The sequence below is a fragment of the uncultured Ruminococcus sp. genome (assembly GCF_934476685.1).
Lineage (GTDB): Bacteria > Bacillota > Clostridia > Oscillospirales > Ruminococcaceae > Hominimerdicola.
This window is the reverse complement of sequence record NZ_CAKSNX010000003.1, coordinates 169105-190052: the sequence shown is the minus strand read 5'-3', so window position 1 is coordinate 190052 and position 20948 is coordinate 169105. Positions and strand designations below refer to the sequence as shown.

Annotated in this window: 23 protein-coding genes and 2 riboswitches; of the genes, 21 read left to right on the top strand and 2 right to left on the bottom strand. The window is 44.2% G+C overall.

The genetic code is table 11. The annotated features are described in order from the left end of the window. From smc to Q0E19_RS05195, 20 genes are all read left to right on the top strand, one after another. Positions 1-3570 (top strand): chromosome segregation protein SMC, encoded by a 3570-nt coding sequence (gene smc / locus Q0E19_RS05290; RefSeq protein ID WP_294408016.1) that lies wholly within the window; start codon positions 1-3, stop codon positions 3568-3570. A gap of 20 nt (positions 3571-3590) precedes the next feature. Then, a complete protein-coding gene (ftsY, locus tag Q0E19_RS05285; protein WP_294408015.1) occupies positions 3591-4496 on the top strand; it encodes a signal recognition particle-docking protein FtsY in 906 nt (301 codons plus the stop codon). 87 nt (positions 4497-4583) lie between these two features. Continuing rightward, positions 4584-5084, top strand: coding sequence for an isochorismatase family protein (locus Q0E19_RS05280; RefSeq protein WP_294408014.1), 501 nt, complete (start codon positions 4584-4586; stop codon positions 5082-5084). A gap of 15 nt (positions 5085-5099) precedes the next feature. Then, positions 5100-5684 carry an RdgB/HAM1 family non-canonical purine NTP pyrophosphatase gene (gene rdgB, locus Q0E19_RS05275; RefSeq protein ID WP_294408013.1) on the top strand — a complete coding sequence of 195 codons (585 nt, stop codon included), beginning with the start codon at positions 5100-5102 and terminating at the stop codon, positions 5682-5684. A gap of 23 nt (positions 5685-5707) precedes the next feature. Beyond that, positions 5708-6004, top strand: coding sequence for a YhbY family RNA-binding protein (locus tag Q0E19_RS05270; protein WP_294408011.1), 297 nt, complete (start codon positions 5708-5710; stop codon positions 6002-6004). Next, positions 6004-6597, top strand: a complete 594-nt coding sequence (nadD, locus tag Q0E19_RS05265; protein ID WP_294408010.1) for a nicotinate (nicotinamide) nucleotide adenylyltransferase — start codon at positions 6004-6006, stop codon at positions 6595-6597. The genes Q0E19_RS05270 and nadD overlap by 1 nt, the downstream gene beginning before the upstream one ends. Positions 6598-6615: 18 nt before the next feature. Next, complete coding sequence (gene yqeK / locus Q0E19_RS05260; protein WP_294408009.1) at positions 6616-7203, top strand: bis(5'-nucleosyl)-tetraphosphatase (symmetrical) YqeK; 588 nt, start codon at positions 6616-6618, stop codon at positions 7201-7203. A gap of 108 nt (positions 7204-7311) precedes the next feature. After that, positions 7312-7692, top strand: coding sequence for a ribosome silencing factor (gene rsfS / locus Q0E19_RS05255; RefSeq protein WP_294408008.1), 381 nt, complete (start codon positions 7312-7314; stop codon positions 7690-7692). An 11-nt stretch (positions 7693-7703) separates the two neighbouring features. Then, complete coding sequence (locus Q0E19_RS05250; RefSeq protein WP_294408007.1) at positions 7704-8033, top strand: hypothetical protein; 330 nt, start codon at positions 7704-7706, stop codon at positions 8031-8033. 12 nt (positions 8034-8045) lie between these two features. Next, on the top strand, positions 8046-8528 hold the full coding sequence (locus Q0E19_RS05245) for a hypothetical protein (RefSeq protein ID WP_294408006.1): 483 nt from the start codon (positions 8046-8048) through the stop codon (positions 8526-8528). Positions 8529-8582: 54 nt separating this feature from the next. Then, the gene (gene leuS, locus Q0E19_RS05240; RefSeq protein ID WP_365904666.1) at positions 8583-10997 is read left to right on the top strand and encodes a leucine--tRNA ligase; all 2415 of its coding nucleotides are present in this window, start codon (positions 8583-8585) and stop codon (positions 10995-10997) included. Positions 10998-11278: 281 nt separating this feature from the next. Then, on the top strand, positions 11279-11452 hold the full coding sequence (gene rpsU / locus Q0E19_RS05235; protein ID WP_002847085.1) for a 30S ribosomal protein S21: 174 nt from the start codon (positions 11279-11281) through the stop codon (positions 11450-11452). A 63-nt stretch (positions 11453-11515) separates the two neighbouring features. Further along, positions 11516-12010 carry a YqeG family HAD IIIA-type phosphatase gene (locus Q0E19_RS05230; RefSeq protein ID WP_294408004.1) on the top strand — a complete coding sequence of 165 codons (495 nt, stop codon included), beginning with the start codon at positions 11516-11518 and terminating at the stop codon, positions 12008-12010. Continuing rightward, positions 12007-12276, top strand: a complete 270-nt coding sequence (locus Q0E19_RS05225; RefSeq protein WP_294408003.1) for a hypothetical protein — start codon at positions 12007-12009, stop codon at positions 12274-12276. The genes Q0E19_RS05230 and Q0E19_RS05225 overlap by 4 nt, the downstream gene beginning before the upstream one ends. Then, complete coding sequence (locus tag Q0E19_RS05220; RefSeq protein ID WP_294408001.1) at positions 12276-13133, top strand: TIM barrel protein; 858 nt, start codon at positions 12276-12278, stop codon at positions 13131-13133. The genes Q0E19_RS05225 and Q0E19_RS05220 overlap by 1 nt, the downstream gene beginning before the upstream one ends. Positions 13134-13139: 6 nt before the next feature. Next, positions 13140-13592: a type II 3-dehydroquinate dehydratase gene (gene aroQ, locus Q0E19_RS05215; protein WP_294408000.1), complete on the top strand. Its 453-nt coding sequence runs from the start codon at positions 13140-13142 to the stop codon at positions 13590-13592. After that, positions 13585-14652 carry an aminopeptidase P family protein gene (locus Q0E19_RS05210; RefSeq protein ID WP_294407999.1) on the top strand — a complete coding sequence of 356 codons (1068 nt, stop codon included), beginning with the start codon at positions 13585-13587 and terminating at the stop codon, positions 14650-14652. Before aroQ ends, Q0E19_RS05210 begins: the two co-directional genes overlap by 8 nt. A gap of 119 nt (positions 14653-14771) precedes the next feature. Then, positions 14772-15329: an elongation factor P gene (gene efp / locus Q0E19_RS05205; RefSeq protein WP_294407998.1), complete on the top strand. Its 558-nt coding sequence runs from the start codon at positions 14772-14774 to the stop codon at positions 15327-15329. Between the two features lie 60 nt (positions 15330-15389). Then, entirely contained in the window at positions 15390-15836 is a 447-nt protein-coding gene (locus tag Q0E19_RS05200; RefSeq protein WP_294407997.1) for a CD1247 N-terminal domain-containing protein, read from the top strand. A gap of 47 nt (positions 15837-15883) precedes the next feature. Continuing rightward, a riboswitch (FMN riboswitch) is annotated at positions 15884-16001 on the top strand. 98 nt (positions 16002-16099) lie between these two features. Further along, a complete protein-coding gene (locus Q0E19_RS05195; RefSeq protein ID WP_294407996.1) occupies positions 16100-16732 on the top strand; it encodes an ECF transporter S component in 633 nt (210 codons plus the stop codon). Between the two features lie 117 nt (positions 16733-16849). Here Q0E19_RS05195 and metK read toward each other — a convergent pair whose 3' ends face one another. Together metK and Q0E19_RS05185 are read right to left on the bottom strand one after the other, a co-directional pair. After that, entirely contained in the window at positions 16850-18022 is a 1173-nt protein-coding gene (gene metK / locus Q0E19_RS05190) for a methionine adenosyltransferase (protein WP_294408079.1), read from the bottom strand. 117 nt (positions 18023-18139) lie between these two features. Next, positions 18140-18240: riboswitch (SAM riboswitch) on the bottom strand. Between the two features lie 86 nt (positions 18241-18326). After that, positions 18327-19040, bottom strand: a complete 714-nt coding sequence (locus tag Q0E19_RS05185; RefSeq protein ID WP_294407995.1) for a CpsB/CapC family capsule biosynthesis tyrosine phosphatase — start codon at positions 19038-19040, stop codon at positions 18327-18329. Positions 19041-19414: 374 nt separating this feature from the next. Between Q0E19_RS05185 and Q0E19_RS05180 the strand changes: the two genes are divergently transcribed. Then, entirely contained in the window at positions 19415-20872 is a 1458-nt protein-coding gene (locus tag Q0E19_RS05180; protein ID WP_294407993.1) for an SH3 domain-containing protein, read from the top strand. The last annotated feature ends 76 nt before the right edge of the window (positions 20873-20948 follow it).

The following is a 20948-nucleotide window of genomic DNA, read 5'->3' as shown; positions in this document are numbered from 1 at the left end:
ATGTATCTCAGATCTTTGGAAATGCACGGATTCAAGTCATTTCCCGATAAGACAGAATTAAAATTCAATAAGGGAATTACCGCCGTAGTAGGTCCGAACGGTTCGGGAAAGAGCAACATTGCCGACGCTATGCGCTGGGTAATGGGCGAGCAGTCCTCAAAGGCTCTCCGTGGAGAGAAAATGGCTGGAGTTATTTTTCACGGCTGCAATACCCGAAAGGAGTCGCCTTTTTCACAGGTAACTATCACCATAGACAATGAGGACAGAGCGCTTGATATAGAGAGCGACGTTGTTGCGGTTTCAAGAAAGCTTTACCGCAACGGCGACAGCGAGTATATGATAAACGGCAAGGCGGCAAGACTAAAAGAGGTCAACGAGCTGTTTATGGATACCGGTCTTGGCAAGGACGGATATTCCATTATCGGACAGGGCAAGATAGCCGATATCGTAAACGGAAAATCCAACGAGCGAAGAGAGATATTTGAAGAGGCGGCAGGCATAGCGAAATTCCGCTATAAAAAGCAGGAGGCTGAGAAAAAGCTTGCGGCTGCGGAGGAGAACGTTTCACGTCTGAACGATATACTTGCGGAACTTGAAAACAGAATAGGACCTTTGCAGAAACAGTGCGAAAAGGCAAAGCGTTTCAGAGTCCTTGATGATGAAAAGAGAAAGCTTGAAGTGTCTGTGTGGGTGTACAGACTGGAGGAGTACAAGACAAAGCTTGACGAGTTTGAAGAGCGTATCGCACTTCTCGACAGTCAGCATTCACAGCTTGCGGAGGAGCTTTCAGGTGCTGAAAAGGAGATAGACCGCAATTTTGAGATGAGTGCAAAATGTGCGGCGGACGTTGAGAACTACCGCCAACAGATGCATATGAAAGAGCTTGAAAAGCAAAATTCCATGTCCGAGGCTGCGGTTTGTGAAAATGATATCTCACATATGAAAGAAAATATCCAGAAGCTCAAAGACAGGATAGAGCAGTCGAGAGCGGACAGATATTTCTATGAAACTGAGCTTGAAAAGCGCAGAGCAGGTCTTGAAGAGCTTATGGAGCAGCAGAGCGAGGCTGCAAGGCTCGTTTCGGAAAAGGAAAACGAGTTTACCGAGCTTGCCGCAAAAGCGGAGGAGTCGGATAAAAGCGTAAGCGACGTGAACTCTGCCATTAGTGCAGCGTATCTGAAAAAGTCAAAGCTTAGCTTTCAGATAGAGAGCGTCAAGAATACCATTGCCGAAACGCAGGACAGCATATCGGCAGCGGAGGAAACAAGAAAGCAACTTGAAAACGACAGCAGATTTGCACAGTCGGAGCTTAAAAAGCTTGACGCTGAAAGAAAAAAAGCGAACGAAGATAAGCTAGAAAATCAGAACCGCCTTGAGGGACTGGAAAAGCTTTTCGACGTAAGAAAGCAGAAACTTTCACAGGTCAGCAAGGAGTTTTCAGATACCGAGATATCAGCACAGCAGATATCGGGAAAACTTCAGATGCTGAGGGATCTTGAAAATTCAATGGAGGGCTTCGGCTACTCCGTAAAACATATAATGAAAGCTGTCAAGCAGGGCAGGATAAGCGGAGTATGCGGCTCGGTGGCACAGCTTATAACAGTAAAATCGGAATATTCCGTTGCAGTCGAAACTGCTCTGGGCGGTGCGCTCCAGAATATCGTGGTGGAGAATGAGGACTGCGCAAAGCGTGGCATACGTCTGCTGAAAGAGAACAAGGCCGGACGTGCTACCTTCCTGCCGATAACTACCGTAAAGGGAACAAGGCTTGACAGCAGGAACATTGAACACGAAAACGGCTATGTTGCAATGGGCAGCGATCTTGTGCAGTGCGACAGCAGGTACAGCGGCATAATAAGCTATCTTCTCGGCAGGATATGCATAGCTGAGGATATAGACAGCGCCACGAATATCGCAAGGAAAAACGGATTTAAGTTCCGCATAGTTACCCTTGACGGACAGGTGATAAATTCGGGCGGTTCTTTCACAGGAGGAAGTGTTTCAAAGAATACAGGAATACTCACACGAAAGAACGAGATAGAAGAGTCGGAGAAAAAGCTGTCCGTACTGAATGCGAAAAAAGAGGAACTTTCGGCAAAGCGTGAAAGGCTCGTTCAGGAGGTCGATAAGTTCTCGGCGGATATCGAAAGCGCAAAGGAAAACCTTAATATTCTCGGCAATACCTGCATAAAGCTTGAAATGGAGATAAAGAGAGTAAGGGAGATAACCGAGCGTTTCGAGGGTTCTGTAAGGGAGAACGACAGCCTTGCGGAGCAGCTTGGCAAAAAGCTGAAAGAGGCAAATGAGGAGCTTGAAAATGCTGCGCAGGAGGCTGCGGCGGAGGACAGGAATATCCTTGAAATGGAGGCGGAGCTTGAAAAAACTCAGTCTGCACAGTCGGACCTCAGACAGCAGCGTGAGGATATAAGCAGAGAGCTTTCCGAGCTGAGGATAAAGGCTGCCGAGATAAATAAGGATATCCAGTCGGCAAAGGATTCGGTATCCCAGCTTTCAGCGTCCATAGAAAATAATGAGAACGGCAGCGGAAAGACGGAGCTTGAAATAGCGCAGATAGAAAATGCTATCGAGGAAAAGAAAAAGCATATCGAAGAGATAACGTCGGGTCTGTCGGGATTTGACGATGAAACGGAAAAGCTTGCCGAACTTATAGAGCAGGCAAGACAGCAGCATATCGAGTATGACGCTGCGGCTAATAAGCTGAGAGCGGCTCAGAAAAATAAGCTGGAGGAAAAGTCAACACTTGCCCAGCAGCTTACCCGTGCGGAGGAAAGAAAAAATACCGTTACGGCGGACTTTGATAAGCTTGCCGCACAGCTGTGGGACGAATATGAGCTGACAAGATCTACCGCTGCCGAACAGGCTGAAAAGATAGATGATATGCCTGCGGCAAACAAAAGGCTCACCGAACTGAAAAATCAGATAAGAGGACTTGGAAGTGTGAACCTTGAAGCTATCGACGAGTATGCAGAGGTCAGCGAACGTTATGAGATGATGACATGGCAGCTCAATGATGTCAACGTTTCAAAGGCAGAGCTTTGCGAGATGATCGACAGCCTTACGGAAAAAATGAAATCTGTTTTTATGCAGAATTTCGATATAATAAACGGAAACTTCAAAAAAATATTCAGCGAACTTTTCGGCGGCGGAAAGGCGGAACTTACCCTTACCGATCCGGAAAATGTTCTTGAATGCGGGATAGAGATAAATGTTCAGCCGCCCGGCAAGGTAATAACCAGCCTTATGTCCCTTTCGGGAGGAGAACAGGCGCTTGTGGCGATAGCTATCTACTTCGCCATACTGAAAAATTCGCCGTCGCCTTTCTGTCTGCTGGACGAGATAGAGGCTGCGCTCGATGATGTAAACGTGTCGAGATACGCTCAGTATCTTCACAGACTGACGGATAAAACGCAGTTCATCACCATCACCCACAGACGTGGAACTATGGAAGAGGCTGACGTTCTCTACGGCGTAACGATGCAGGAAAAGGGTATTTCAAAACTGCTGAGAATGAGCGTCGAGGAAACAAGACAGATGAAGTTTGAGGAATAAATTACGAGAGGAGATAAGTTATGGGATTTTTTGAAAAGCTGAAAAACGGTTTGAAAAAAACTAAGGACTCTATGATGAGCAAGATAGAGAGCCTGCTCCATTCCTTTACAAAAATTGACGAGGATCTTTTTGAAGAGCTGGAGGAAACGCTCATTATGTGCGACATAGGAGTGAACACTTCGGTGAAGATATGCGATATGCTCCGTGAGCGTGTCAAGAAGGACGGCATAACCGATCCAACTGCAATAAAGGACGTTCTTAAAGAGGTCATAACAGAAATGCTGGGCGAGGAACAGCCTCTTGATATGTCCACCACACCGTCAGTCATACTTGTTATCGGCGTAAACGGCGTTGGAAAAACAACGACTATCGGCAAGTTGGCATATCAGCTCCACAACGAGGGCAAAAAGGTCATCGTTGCGGCGGCAGATACTTTCAGAGCCGCTGCCATAGATCAGCTTGAAGTGTGGACTGAAAGAGCGGGAGTTGATATGATCAAGCATAACGAGGGTTCTGACCCTGCGTCGGTAGTCTATGACGCTCTGGCAGCGGCAAAGGCAAGAAACGCTGACGTTGTTATCTGCGATACGGCAGGCAGACTTCATAACAAGAAAAATCTTATGGATGAGCTGAAAAAGATATCCCGTATCGTTCATCAGCAGGCTGAGGGCTGCGCACTTGAAGTGCTGCTGGCTCTTGACGCTACCACAGGACAGAATGCCGTAAATCAGGCTCAGCAGTTCAACGAGGTCGCAGATATCACAGGAATAATCCTGACAAAGCTTGACGGAACAGCAAAGGGCGGAATAATCATAAGCATCACAGACGATCTTAAGATACCTGTAAAGCTTGTGACAGTAGGGGAGAAGATCGACGATATTCAGCCGTTCAATGCGAAGAATTTCGTTGACGCACTTTTTGAATGATTTGAACGATTTTAACAAAACAAAAAATTGAAAGTATTTAGTGATCAGGAAAAAATCAGAAGAAAAATTCGTAGGGGGTAATTGAATATGGATAAGGTTTTGTTTGTTGTGAATATGCAGGAAATGTATATGGGCAGATCAAGAGATAAGAATGCATATCCTTATGACGCTGATGCAATGATAGAGAGTATCAATAAGCGTATCAGCGAATATGCACCTGAAGAGGTCTTTTATATCGTAAGCATAAAGAAAGGTCTTTTCGGAGGTTCGATGCCTAAGGAGGGCTCGGCTGAGGCAGGTCTTGTGACCAAGCTGAAGGTCGTATCCAAGAATATTTATCAGAAAAACAAACCTGACGCCTTTTCAAACGTGGCTCTTGAAGATTTTATGAGAGCCAGAAATGTAAAAGAGGTCGAGATGGTGGGAGTTGACGGAGGAATATCCATAGGTCATACCGCTATCGGAGCTATCGAATGCGGAATGAGAGTAGTGTTCAACGAAACCTGCATAGGCACAGTTTCAAAGGAAAAGCAGATGAAATGTGCGGAGAAGATGAAGAAGAGCAGGATCTCTTATATCCACGAATAGAAATTGGAGTAAAGTATGATAAAACTTGTTATCGCCAGCAATAATAAAGGCAAAATAAGAGAGTACCGCCAGCTGCTTGAACCGCTGGGTTATGACGCAGTTTCACAGTCTGAGGCAGGCATACACCTTGAGGCTGAGGAAACGGGAAATACCTTTGCGGAAAATGCCGCTATAAAGGCAAGAGCCATAAAGGATCTTGCCGAGGGCTGCGCCGTTCTTGCAGACGACAGCGGACTTGCCGTTGACGCTCTGGGCGGAGAGCCTGGGATATATTCAGCGAGATACGGCGGACTTGATACAGATGAGGAGCGTACTGCGCTGCTGTTGAAAAATCTTGAAGGCGTTGAGGACAGCAGGAGGACTGCTCACTTTGTGTGCTGTATACACTTTATCCGTGAAAACGGCGAGGAGATAATGGCAGAGGGAAAAGTCAGCGGACATATAGGTCACGAACCTGTGGGCGAAAACGGCTTCGGCTATGATCCTGTTTTTATGTACGAGGGCAGGAGCTTTGCACAGCATTCGGCGGAGTTCAAGAACAAGGTGTCCCACAGAGCAAAGGCTCTTGAACATCTTATGGAGCAGCTTGAAAAGATCTGAGTTAAAACAGAAAGGATAAAAATATGATAACAACCAAGCAGAGGGCGGAGCTTAAAAGCATCGCCGCAAATATCACACCAGCCTTTCAGATAGGCAAGGGCGGAGTGAACGATCAGCAGGTAGCACAGATAGACGATTATCTCAGAGTACACGAGATAGTTAAGATAAAGGTGCTGAACAATTCTCTTTACAGCGCAAGAGAGGCGGCAGAGGAGATATCAGAGAAGATCAATGCCGAGGTCGTTCAGATAATCGGTTCAAAGGCTGTGCTGTTCAAGCGCAACGAAAAAGAACCTGTTATAAAGCTTAAGGCGAAATAATGAATATAGGTATTTTCGGGGGAACATTCAACCCTGTGCATAAGGGTCATGTCAGCGCTCTGAAAAAAATATTGTCTGCGGTCAGCCTTGACAGAGTGCTTGTGCTGCCCGACAGGATACCGCCCCATAAATCGGCAGAGGGACTTGTCAGCGGCAGCGACAGACTTGAAATGTGCAGGATAGCATTTTCCGGCATTGAGAATATAGAGATATCGGACTGGGAACTTAAAAATGAGGGCAAGAGCTATTCTGTCATAACCCTCAGACATTTTCATGAGGTCTTTTCTGAGGATAAGCTTTATTTTATAATGGGCAGCGATATGCTTGCCTCCTTTGAGAGCTGGTACAGATATGAGGAGATACTTACGCTTTGCTCCCTGATATGCGTATCACGCTCGCAGGAGGATACAGACAGACTTGAAGGGTATGCAGATAAACTTCGTGCAAAAGGCGGCGAGGTCATCATCGTGCCTGTTGAGCCTTTTGAGATATCCTCTTCGCAGATAAGGGATATGCTGAAAAAAAATCTTGATTGCACTTGCTATTTGGACGAAAATGTTGTACAATATATAATGGCAAAAAATCTATATTGACGTTCAGAGGTAAGTTAAGTGACAGACAAGAAAGTAATAGGAAAGTATAAAGCATATCTGAAAGAAAATCTTTCAAAGAAAAGATATAACCATTCGGTGAATGTGGCAAACGCAGCAGTCGCACTGGCTAAACGCTATGGTGCGGACGAGGATAAAGCTTATGTGGCAGGACTTCTGCATGATACTGCAAAGGAACTTCCTGCGCAGGAGCAGCTTGCGATAGTTGAAAGGTCGCCGCTTAATGTGTGCGATATCGAGAAAAAGACTACTCCGCTTTTTCATGCCGTAGCAGGGGCAGAACTTATACAGACGTTGTTCGGTATAACAGATCCTGAGATAATCGACGCAGTCAGATATCATACGGTAGCCTGCGGCAATATGGCTAAGCTTAGTCAGATAGTCTATCTTGCGGACCTTATATCTGCCGACAGGGAGTATAAGGACGTAAACAAAATGAGAAAATATGCTGAAAAAAGTCTTGAAAAAGCAATGTTCGAGGCTTTGAAGTTCTCCATAAAGGATTCGGCGGATAAGGGGAATACCATACCCGTTTCGACCTTGGAGGCATACAATGATTTCGCCGCTGCGGCAGCAAAGCGCCGCTGATGTGAGGTCAGAAAGAAAAAAAGAGAAAATATTTATGCAGCGTGAAAAAATCTTATGTATCGGAGGTAGACCCATGCCCCATATTTTTCACGGCTGACGAAAATGTGCATGGGCAGATTTATGGCAGAGATCACAACAAAAGAAAAGCTTGCCGCTATCGTCAAGGCTCTTGATTCAAAGAGAGGCGAGGATATACAGGCAATAGGCATCGGCGATCTTACGATACTTGCAGACTATTTCGTTATCGCCAACGGTTCATCCACCACACAGACAAAGGCTCTTGCGGAAGAGGTAGAGTTCAAGATGTCACAGCTGGGGATAGAGCCGCTGCGTACCGAGGGATATCAGGGTCAGACATGGATCGTGCTTGACTACGGCGATATCGTGGTACACGTTTTCTATAAGGAAACAAGAAGCTACTATAATCTCGAAAGGCTATGGTCTGACGGAAAGTCAGTGGATATTTCAGAATATATAGAGGCTGAATAAGGGGTAATAATATGGAACATTCAGTAAACGGAAGAAATCTCTGCGGCATCATAGGCGGCTGGCTTGTAGTCAAGGGGATAATCAATCTTATTGTCGGTTTCAGCTTCGGCAATATCATCACGCTGCTCATATCGGCTGCGCTTGCGTATCTGCTGATATCGGGAAAGCCTTTTATGAACTATGTAACGGCTGTGATAGTTGCGGCGGTAGTTATAGCACATATTTTTACAAACATAAAAAACGGCTATGTGCTTTATATCATCGAGGCTATAATCGACGTTGTGTGCGTTGTACAGCTTTTGGTCAATAAAGATATAAAAGAGCATTTCGGTCAGAACTGACATATATAAATTATGAGTGATATAAACTATGTCGATACGGAAACCGAGGAGGAGCTTATCGCCGAGGGCAGAAAATGGCTGCTCATAGCGGGGATAGTGCTTGCGGCGGTGAATGCTGCGGTGTTCCTGTCAGCTTTTGTTCCACATAGCGTGACGGATATTATCGCAGCGGCAGGTTCGTCTGTCGGGACTGTGTGCGGCGTTATTCTGGCGGCAGGCACAAGGCATTGCAGAAAGGTGATGGCAGCCGATCTTTTGCTGAGCGCACTGCCTGTGGCGGCGGTGCTGATAATACGCTTTATCGGTATGTTCAGCGGGTATTCTGCGGAGCTTATGGGGTTTATGCAGATATTAAAAGCGGTGTGGGAATTTTTAAAGACCTTCGCCGTACATATCTTAGCCATAGCGGCCTACGGCTTTGCACAGGTGCTGGCATTCGTCAATATTTATGAGACCAAAGCGGTCAGATCTTACATTTGCAGCAAAAACGCTTGAATGTAATTTAACGGCAGTTTGCCTATATAAAACAATTCAATTTTTAAAGGACTGATAAAAATGAAGAACTACGATTTTTCCGCCATTGAATCAAAATGGCAGGCTTACTGGGAGGAGCATAAGACCTTCGAGGCAAGCGACGATCATTCAAAGAAAAAGTTCTACGGACTCGTTGAGTTCCCTTACCCATCAGGTCACGGTATGCACGTCGGCCATATCAAGGCTTATTCAGGCCTTGAGGTAGTAAGCAGAAAAAGACGTATGCAGGGATACAACGTTCTTTTCCCTATCGGATTTGACGCTTACGGACTCCCGACTGAGAACACAGCTATCAAGACTGGCGTTCACCCAAGAAAGGTAACGGACGATAATATCAAGAAGTTCACAGGTCAGCTCAAAAGAGTAGGCTTCTCTTTCGACTGGTCAAGAGTTATTGACACCACCGAAGAGGGTTACTATAAGTGGACACAGTGGATATTCCTCAAAATGTTCGAGAACGGTCTTGTTTTCAGAGATAAGACTCTTGTAAACTACTGCCCAAGCTGTAAGGTAGTGCTTTCAAATGAGGATTCACAGGGCGGAAAGTGTGACGTTTGCCACAGCGATATCGTTCAGAAGACCAAGGAAGTTTGGTATTTAAGAATAACAGAGTATGCCGACAAGCTCCTTCAGGGACTTGAAGAGGTAGACTATCTGCCTAATGTAAAGCTCCAGCAGCAGAACTGGATAGGCAAGTCCACAGGTGCGTTCGTTGATTTCAAGATCAAGGAGCAGGACGAAAAGCTGAGAATATATACAACACGTCCCGATACTCTTTACGGCGTTACATTTATGGTGATCGCTCCTGAGCATCCGATCATTCAGAAGTACAGGGACAGCATCGCAAACATTGCTGATCTGGACGCTTACAAGGCTGAATGTGCAAAGAAGAGCGAGTTCGAGAGAACACAGCTCGTAAAGGATAAGACAGGTGTTAAGATCGACGGCCTTACAGGTATAAATCCTATCACAGGCAAGGAAATACCTATCTATATTTCTGATTATGTAATGATGGGCTACGGCACAGGCGCTATCATGGCTGTACCTGCTCACGATACAAGAGATTATGATTTTGCAAAGAAGTTCGGCATAGATATAATCGAAGTCATCAAGGGCGGAGATATTTCTAAGGAAGCCTATACAGGCGACGGCGAAATGGTGAACTCAGGCGAACTTAACGGCATAACAAACAAAAAGGACGCTATCGCAAAAATGCTGGAAGTCCTCGCTAAGCTCGGCTGCGGCGAAAAGGGCGTTCAGTATAAGATGAAGGACTGGGCATTCAACAGACAGAGATACTGGGGCGAGCCTATCCCGATCGTTCATTGCCCTCACTGCGGAATGGTCCCTGTTCCATATGACGAGCTGCCTCTTAAGCTGCCGCCGGTGGAGAATTTTGAACCGGGTACAGACGGCGAAAGCCCTCTTGCAAAGATAGACAGCTTTGTAAACTGCACCTGCCCTAAGTGCGGAGGAAAGGCTAAGAGAGAAACTGATACTATGCCTCAGTGGGCAGGATCTTCATGGTACTTCCTCAGATACTGCGATCCGAAAAATGACAATGAGTTCGCATCACAGGAGGCTCTTAAATACTGGATGCCTGTTGACTGGTACAACGGCGGTATGGAACACGTTACAAGACATATGATCTATTCACGTTTCTGGCACAAGTTCCTCTATGACCTCGGTCTTGTTCCGACTTCAGAGCCTTACGCAAAGAGAACTGCACAGGGACTTATCCTCGGACCTGACGGCGAAAAGATGTCTAAATCAAGAGGAAACGTTGTAGACCCGAACGACGTTGTTGACGAGTACGGCGCAGACGTTCTCAGACTGTATGTACTCTTCATGGGCGACTATGAAAAGGCAGCTCCGTGGAGCGAGAGCAGCGTAAAGGGCTGCAAGAGATTTACCGACAGAGTATGGGCGCTTCAGGATAAGGTAGTGGACAGCGACGATTACAGCGACAAGCTTCGTTCGTCTATGCACAAGACTATCAAGAAGGTTTCGGAAGATATTGAAAACATGAAGTTCAATACAGCTATCGCAGCAATGATGTCGCTGCTCAACGAGATCTATGAAGTCGGCTCTATCACAAAGAAGGAATTCAGAGATTTCCTTATCATACTCAATCCTTTCGCACCGCATATCACTGAGGAACTTTATCAGATCATCGGCTGCGAGGGCGTTCTTGACGAGCAGGAGTGGGTAACATATGACGAGGCTCTCTGCGTTGATAAGACAGTCGAGATCGTTTGCCAGATCAACGGCAAGGTAAAGGCAAAGCTGACTATCGCAGTTGACGAAGCTAAGGAAGATGTTATCGCAAAGGCTAAGGCAGACGAGAATGTGGCTAAGCTTATGGACGGCAAGACCGTTGTCAAGGAGATCTATGTTCCGAATAAGCTTGTAAACATCGTTGTAAAGTAACGACAGGATATTTTGCGGAAACTTTGGAAAAAATACTTTAAAAAAGTTAAGAAAATCAGTACAAAGCTATTGACTTTTAGTGCAAAATGTAGTATAATAAATTTTGTAATTACGTTAGCTTGTTATATTTCGCAGGTTGCAGACAGAGTGCTCCTATGATTTTCGGAGCGAAACGTTATCGTTTCGAGTTTGCATTCGCAGACACCTTCACTATCACCGGCTAAATTTGCGGAAGGCTGACGAGTTACCTCTGTCATAGGTGGCAAAGGGAGGGAATAATTTTGGCAGAAATTCGTGTTGGCAAAAACGAAACTTTGGATACAGCTCTTAAGCGTTTTAAGAGATCATGCGCCAGAGACGGCGTTATCGCTGAGGTTCGTAAGAGAGAACACTACGAAAAGCCTTCGGTAAAGCGTAAGAAGAAGTCCGAAGCTGCTCGTAAGCGCAAGTATTAATATGTAATGTAAGGCGGGCATTTCTATGCCCGCTTTTTGTTTTATAAATAAACAGGAGATCTTATGTTTTTTAAACCTACTTATGTTTTCGACAAAGCGGGGGAGATCACTCCCGAGTTTTTAAAGGAAAAGCGTATCAAAGGACTTTTGCTTGACCTTGATAATACGCTGACTACTCATAATAACCCTGTTCCGCCGCAGTCCAGCCTTGACTGGCTCACCGAAATGAAAGCGGCAGGGATAAAGCTGATGATCGTTTCAAATAATCATGCTCCGAGAGTAAAGCCTTTTGCGGAGCAGCTTGGACTGGATTTTATCCCTGAGGGGAAAAAGCCGCTGACCTTCGGCTATACAAAGGCTATCGAAAAACTTGGACTTGATAAGAAGAACGTTGCTGCGGTGGGGGATCAGATATTCACCGACGTGCTTGGTTCAAATCTGAAAGGGATACGTTCAATATTTGTTTTCCCCATAGAGCCTGAAACCAGTCTGCCGTTCAGATTCAAGAGAGCCTGCGAAAAGCCGTTTTTACCTAAAATGAGAAAGGATCGTATATGAACGAATTTTTTAAGGATATAATAGGTAAAGTATGCGTTATAGACGCTGAGGAAAATTACTATGACGGATATGTCATAAAGGATATCAGCGACAGTTGGCTCGTTGCTGCGGATGAGGACGATCCCAAAGAGATAGCGTATGTGAATATGCGCTATGTTTACAGTATTGAACCTGTTAAGGAACACATCAAGAACGATGACGTGGGATTTTTCATGCACCGCAAAAAGGAAAGAAAAGATAGAAAAGATAAAAAGGAGAAATACTGATGAGCGCAAAATTCGGACCTGCGGGTAATTCCGAGGCTTTTTCTGCAAAATATAAGGCTACCGTACAAGCTCCGGGATATCTTGAAGAAATGGGACTTGACCATTACGAGTATCAGTGCGGCAGGGGAGTAAAGGTGTCGGACAAGGTGGCTTTTGCCCTTAAAAACAAGGCGGAGGAGCATAACATCGGCCTTTCGCTCCATGCGCCGTATTTTATCTCCCTTTCAAGCCTTGAGGCTGAAAAGCGTGACAACAGTATAAATTATATCCTCCAGTCATGCGACGCTGCAAGCAGAATGGGCGCAGAAAGAATAGTTATCCATTCGGGCAGCTGCGCAAAGATAAGCAGAGCGGACGCTCTGGAGCTTGCAAAGGATACTCTTACAAGAGCAAGAAAAGCTGCCGTTGAGCAGGGCTTTGAGCATATAGTTTTCTGCCCCGAAACAATGGGAAAAGTCAATCAGCTTGGAAATCTTACAGAAGTGCTGGAGCTTTGCAGACTGGACGATACGTTCCTCCCAACGATAGACTTCGGACATCTCAATGCAAGAGAGTTCGGCTATATAAAGGGCAAGGCCGAGTATGAGAAAATGCTGGACGAGGTGGAGAATATGATAGGTCACGACAGACTGAAGATCTTCCACAGCCATTTCTCAAAGATAATGTTCACTAACCCCGGCGGAGAGAAAAAGCATCTGACCTTTGACGATGATCAGGGTTATGGACCTGACTTTGAACCGCTTATGGAGATAGTAGCGAAAAAAGACCTTTCTCCGGTCTTCGTGTGTGAGAGCGCAGGTACACAGGATAAGGACGCTCTGACTATGAAAAAATATTATTTGTCAGTTAAGGAGTGATTTTTTATGAAGAAAATTCTTGTTATCCACGGACCGAACCTTAATCTTCTCGGAGAGCGTGAACCGGGAGTTTATGGTACAGATACATTTGAAAGCATAAATAATGAGATAATCGCACACGCTGTAAAGTACGGCTTTAACTGCGAGGTTTTCCAGTCTAACCACGAGGGGGAGATAATAGATACTCTCCACCTTGCAAGAAAAAAGTATGACGGAGTTATCCTTAACGCAGGCGCTTATACCCATTACAGCTATGCAATAAGGGACGCTATCGCAGCTATAAAGATACCTGTTATCGAAGTACACCTCAGCAATATCCATGCAAGAGATGAGTTCAGAAACAAGTCCGTTATCGCACCTGTCTGCAAAGGTCAGATAAGCGGTTTCGGAAAATATTCCTACCTTATGGCTGTTGACGCACTTTATTATAACTGGAAAGAAAGTGATGTCAATGAATAAGCTGGAAATACTTCAGAGCAAGATAAGCGGCATTGCCGACTGCGGAATAATCACCGACGATGTGAACAGAAGATACTTCACTGGTATGAAGTCAAGCGCAGGAACGCTGCTCGTTTTCCCCGACAGTTCTGTTTTTATCATAGATTTCCGCTATATCGAAAAGGCGAAGAAAACTGTGAAAAACTGCGAGGTCGTTCTTGAACAGGGCGGACTTTATAAGCAGATAAAGGATATCTTTGCGGCGAGAAATGTAGAAACTGCCGCCATTGACAGTCAAAGCTGTACAGTTGCTCAGCTCAATATGTACAGCAAAGGTCTTGGCTGCGAGATAAGATGCGATGATAAATTTGCAAAGGCTGTCAGAGAGATACGCATAGTCAAAACACCTGACGAGATAGAAAAGATGATATGCGCCCAGCGTATTGCCGAAAAGGGATTTGAGCATATGCTTGACTTCATAAAAGCAGGCAGAACAGAAAAGGAAGTACAGCTGGAGCTTGACTACTATATGCTTTCCCATGGGGCAGAGGCTCTCTCTTTCGATACCATTGCGCTTTCGGGAAAGAATACTTCTCTCCCTCACGGAGTCCCTTCCGACAAGAAGATAGAGAACGGCGAATTTGTCCTTATGGACTACGGCGCAGTTGTGGACGGATATCATTCGGATATGACAAGAACAGTATGCGTCGGAAAGCCTGATGAGGAAATGGAAAAGGTGTATAACATCGTTTTGAAAGCTCAGCAGGAGGCTATATCAAAACTCAGAGCAGGTATGACCGGCTTTGAATTTGACAAGATAGCAAGAGATATCATCGCAGATGCAGGCTACGGCGAAAACTTCGGCCATTCCCTCGGTCACGGCGTTGGTATGGAGATACATGAAGACCCTGTCGGTTCACCGAGAAGAAAAGATATCGTTCCCGAAAATTCCGTTATAACTATCGAGCCGGGAATATATATCGAGGACAGGTTCGGCATAAGGATAGAGGACTTTGCGGTAGTAAAAGCCGACGGCTGCGAAAACATGACTCTCGCTCCGAAAAATCTTATCTGCCTATAAAAAAGTTCAAAAAAACACTTGCAAAATATGCAATTATATGTTATGATATTAATATGAGTATGCGTGTATGTTTGCGTTGATACATTCATACAGTTTAATATAATTTGGAGGTACAAAATATGGTAACTGCTGGTGATTTCAGAAACGGCATGACATTTGAGGAAGACGGCAACGTAATGCAGATCGTTGAATTCCAACACGTTAAGCCTGGTAAGGGCGCAGCTTTCGTAAGAGCTAAGGTAAAGAACGTTATCTCAGGCTCAGTTGTTGAAAAGACATACAACCCGACAGCTAAGTTCCCAACAGCTTATGTTGAGAGAAAGGATATGGAGTATTCATACAACGACGGCGATCTCTATTACTTCATGGATCCTGAGTCATATGAGCTTATCCCTGTAAATGCAGGCGAGCTTTCAGACAACTTCAAGTTCGTTAAGGAAAACATGGTATGTAAGATCCTTTCCTATAAGGGACAGGTATTCGGCGTTGAGCCTCCTTACTTCGTTGACCTTGAAGTAACAGAAACAGAGCCTGGCGTTAAGGGCGATACAGCTACAAATACAACAAAGCCTGCTACTGTTGAAACAGGTGCTGAGATCAGAGTTCCTCTCTTCATCAACACAGGCGACAAGATCAGGATCGACACCCGTACCTGCGAGTACATGGAGCGTGCATAAACTGATATTTGATCTGACGGCGGTTAATTGAACCGATCGGTAAAAAGGAGGTCTTTTATAATGGAGCTTTCAAAGAAGGTATCATATCTCAAGGGTCTTATGGACGGACTTAAGATAGACGAATCAACAAATGAGGGCAAGATCCTTACAGCTATGGCTGACATTCTTGACGAAATGGCAGCAACTATCGAGGATGTTGCAGAAGAGGTCGATGAAACAGTTGAGCTGGTAGATGTTCTTAACGAAGATCTTAACAGCCTTGAAGACGAAGTTTACGGCTGCGACTGTGACGATGACTGCGATGACGACGATTGTGACTGCGGCTGCTGTGACGACGATGATGATTTTGACGATGAAGAGCTTTATGAGTGTGTATGTCCTAACTGCGGCGACACAATTATGCTTGGTGAGAACATCATTGCAGAGGGTTCTGTTGACTGCCCTAACTGCGGCGAAAATCTTGAATTTGATTTTTCAGAACTTGACGAGGAAGATACTGAGGAATGATCCTTTTAAGGCGTTAGCCTGTATCTTTTGTTCAGCTTAAATTTAACATTGTGTTTCAGGGGTGGTGAAATTCCACACCGGAGGTCATAGTCCTCGACCGCAGAGATGCGCTGATTCGGTGAAATTCCGAAACCGACGGTAAAGTCCGGATGGAAGAAACGACAGTTTAATTTTGAATTTGCGCCCCCGATATATAGTCGGGGGCTTTTGCATTATTTTCCTGCGTTTCTCCCGATAATTTTAATTATTTGGAGGAATTTATAATGACGAGTACATCAAATATGAACGCAGTGCCAAGCGGCAAGACGTTCACAACAAGAAAAATAGTTATGATAGCTATGATGAGCGCAATAGCCACGGTGATATATTATCTGGATTTCCCTGTGCCGCTTATGCCTGCATTTATAAAGCTTGATCTTTCAAACGTTATATCACTGCTTGCAGGATTTTCTATGGGACCGGCGGCGGGAGTTGCAGTTTGCCTTATAAAAAATCTTATCCATATCGTTATAAAGGGTATGGGTACGACAATGGGTATCGGAGATATTTTCGACTTTGTTACCTCGGCTGTTTTTACGTTCACAGCAGGAATGATCTATCTTAAAAACAAGACTAAAAAGGGAGCGGTCATCGGAAGTATTATCGGTGCGGCGGCTTTCACGCTTATCAGCCTGCCGCTGAACTATTTCATAGTTTACCCGATCTATTTCAAGGCTTTCGGCGGCGAAGCTCTTATTCTCAGTATGTATCAGCAGATAATGCCTGATGTAAAGAGCATCTTCTCAGCGCTGTGCATATTCAATCTGCCTTTCACATTCATAAAGGGTGTAATATGTGCCGCTGTTACGATACTTATTTACAAGCCGCTTTCACCTATTATAAAGGGTACAAAGTAGAACGTATAAAGCATATCTGACAAACAAAATTAAGCTGAACAATTTAATAAGATAAATAAAAAACTGCTGTATCCGTTTTGAATACAGCAGTTTTTGTATGAGCAAAATTATTGAAATTTACTTAACAGCGTCCAGAAGAGCCTGTGCCTTGTCGGTCTTTTCCCAAGCAACACCAAGATCTTCTCTTCCGATGTGACCGTAAGCTGCAAGCTTCTTGTACTGCGGCTTTCTGAGGTCAAGATTCTTGATGATAGCAGACGGACGAAGGTCGAATACCTTTGTAACAGCTTCTGAAAGCTTTTCGTCTGAAACCTTGCCTGTACCGAATGTATCTACCATTACTGAAACTGGGTTTGCAACGCCGATAGCATATGCAAGCTCGATCTCGCACTTAGATGCAAGTCCTGCGGCAACGATATTCTTTGCAACGTATCTTGCAGCGTATGTTGCACTGCGGTCAACCTTTGTCGGGTCTTTTCCTGAGAAAGCTCCGCCGCCGTGACGTGCATATCCGCCGTAGGTGTCAACGATGATCTTTCTTCCTGTAAGTCCGCTGTCGCCCTGAGGTCCGCCGATAACAAATCTGCCTGTCGGGTTTACAAAGTAAGTTGTGTTCTCATCGAGAAGTTCAGCAGGGATAACTGCCTTTATAACCTTTTCGATAATGTCTGCTCTGATCTGTTCGAGAGTTACAGCGTCATCGTGCTGTGAAGATACTACAACAGCGTCGATCCTTGCAGGCTTGCCGTCATCATATTCAACAGTTACCTGAGTCTTTCCGTCAGGTCTGAGGTAAGGAAGAGTACCGTTCTTTCTTACTTCTGTAAGCTTGAGCGCAAGCTTGTGAGCCAGTGAGATAGGCATAGGCATAAGCTCAGGAGTTTCGTCGCAGGCATAACCGAACATTATACCCTGATCTCCTGCGCCTGTGTCGAAAGCGTTCTCATCTCTGCCTTCGAGGGCATTGTCAACACCCATAGCGATGTCAGGTGACTGCTTGTCGATAGTTGTCATTACTGAGCAGGTGTGACCGTCAAAGCCGTACTTTGCTCTGTCATAGCCTATCTCAATAACTGTATCTCTTACTATCTGCGGGATATCTACCTGTGCTTTTGTGGTGATCTCACCCATGCACATTACAATACCGGTTGTGGTAACAGTTTCGCAGGCAACTCTTGACATAGGGTCCTGCGCCAGCATAGCGTCCAGAATTGCGTCTGAGATCTGGTCGCAGATCTTATCGGGATGTCCTTCAGTAACGGACTCTGATGTAAACAGTGATCTTGTCATAACTTTTTCCATTCCTTTCTTAAACATAAGGGTCGGTTTACTTATAGATGTACAAAGTAAATAGCCATAAAAAAACTCTCAATCCGAAAATTGAGAGCTGAAAATTCATTGAAAATTTCCTCATCTTTCGGAAATAACCGCAGGATTTAGCACCTTGATACAAAGATCAGGTTGCCGGGCTTCGCAGGACCTGTTTCCTCCACCACTCTTGATAAGGCTATTTAATTTAACACAACAATTATACAATATTCCGACACTATTGTCAACAGTTTTTCAAAAAATAAAATTAATTTTATGTTACTATTCAGATAATATTTTCAAAAGCCTCGTCCGCAAGGATAGCTTTACCCTTTTCTTCGGACATATTCTTGAAGCCTTCAAACTTCTTTTCAATGATGTCATATCCGTGATTTACCGTGACATCGCCTCTGCCTATCCTATGATAATCTGAACCTAACAGCTGAACGCATCCGCTTTTTATAAGTTTCATACAGCTTCTCTTTGACGAGAATTTTGTAAGGGATTTTGCATTTATCTGTCCCACAACGTCAAGCTGCATAAGCTGCATAAGTTCTTTCATAGACGTAAAATTCAGATAACGTTCAATGTGTGCGATTATGACCTTTACATCTCCCGAATCGACTATCTCAGCAACGCCGTTTATTATCTTGTCGGTAAGCTGAACATAAGGCATTTCAAGCAGCAGCCAGTTAGTTCCGCTGATGCACAGCTTTGAAAGCTTATCGTATCCCACAAGAGCCTGATCGTAAAGCACCTCTGCACCGAAATATATCTCAGGGTGTTCAGGTTTCAGATGCGGTTTGAGCTTTTCAAATGCCGCTGTTCTGCGTTCAAGAAATCTGTCCACAGATTGTTCGCTGCAGTAAAAGTGCGGAGTGGCTACGATAATTTTAGTATCGTTGGCTGCCATTTCGTCTAAGATCTTTACAGATTCTTCAACGTTTCTTGAGCCGTCATCTATTCTTGGAAGAAAATGAGAATGAAAATCTATGTACATTTTAACAGACCTTTCTTTTGATATTTTGTCACCGCTGCATAATGCAAATCATACTGCTGTTTGCAGCTTTTTTACGTTTCATAAAAATTATAACATAGTCGGAGAAAAAAATCAATGCCGTATGTATAAAATATTACAACTTTATACAAATTAATATTTTATAAATGTTTAAAGATCTGCATATATCTGTATCTGCCGTCATAAAACTTCAAAAAACGCAGAAATACATCTGATGCTAAAATTACCCCGACCACGCTTGACAAGCTTTTAATAAAATATTATAATGAAACTGAAGATAAAATAAGCGTTTATATTGCCTATATTTGATGTGTATATATTGATAAAAATAGAGAAAGTATAGGAGGAAAATAGTTATGGAACCGTCAGTAGAACCTTTGATAAAAGATGAAAACGATAACAACGATGACGCATATAAAAATGAATGTGACAAACAGGAAAATTCCGAGCAGGAAAGTCAGCAGAATGAAAATAATAATGATATTGATGATAATAATGATGCTGATGTTGGTGAGCAGGAAAATCAGCCGCCAAGAATAAAAGGCTGGAAAAAAATTTTGCTGATCTTTGGAATAGTAGTTGTCGTTCTGGGTGCGACTGTGGGTGTTCTGTTCGCCTCCCACGTTCTGTGTGTACATGAATGGTCTGAACCTACCTGCACTCAGCCGCAGATATGCAGTATATGTAAAAGAGAAAAGGGTAAACCATTAGGGCATGACTGGAACGAGGCGACCTGTACCGAACCACAAATATGCAAGGTGTGCGGTGAAAGTCAGGGTGAAGCGTTGGGACACAAGTGGTCTGCGGCTACCTGTCTTGAACCTGCGATTTGCAGTGTGTGCGGAGAAACTAACGGAGAAGCGTTAGGACATTCATGGATAGAGGCAACCTGTCAGAACCCTAAAACCTGTGCTGTATGCGGTGAAACAGAGGGCGAGGCACTCCCTCATGAGTGGAAAGACGCAACCTGTACAGAACCTAAAACTTGTAAAAACTGTAATGCTACCACCGGAAAAGCTAATGGACATAAGTGGAAAGATGCGACCTGTACTGAGCCGAAAACCTGCGAGATATGCGGTGAAAAGAAAGGCGAATCTAACGGACATTCATGGATCCCTGCAACAATAGCATATCCTAAGACCTGTGAGGTCTGCGGTAAAACTTCGGGCAGCAGTCTTGATTATGCATATATGGGTGAAGCGATAGTAGGCGGCGATTCTGACAGCTCACTTGTTCTGAGGGAAACTAAGTCTGACAGTGGCAAAAAGCTTGCAACTATTCCGAGCAAGACAAAAATAGATATCTGGGATTGCGGTGAATATGACTGGTACTATACAGCATATGATGGAAAATATGGTTATATAAAAACGCAGGGCAAACCAACATTTGTTAATAAGTCCACATTATCAGGAACTTATGAAACTTTTTATGAAGGCATGAGGACTTGCATTTATAGTGATAGTGATTTTGAGGTCTATGTTACTGGAATGAGTGAGTATCATCAACTGATCCTTGAAGTTAATAATTACAGTGATGAAAAAATAGAAATGTGGTTAGGTACTCGTTTTGGTAATGATTCTATATTTGATTCAACGCTATGTGAGGATGTTATTTTTTCACCGGGAACACACAAAGATTTTGAAGCAAGTCTAAATCCGGTTTCTACGATCGACCCTGATGGCAGAGGTACATTTAATCCAAAAGGTGCGTCAACAATGATCGTATCCATAGATAAATATGTAAAAAAAGAAGGCAGCAGTTATTATCATCAAGTTGGCTCACAGGATACGACATTTTATTTGGATCAACCATAATTGAAATAATCAAATCGTAAAGCGGTCAAATTTGTCTATGATAAAATTAGACCGCTTTGCTGCCTGTTTAAATATT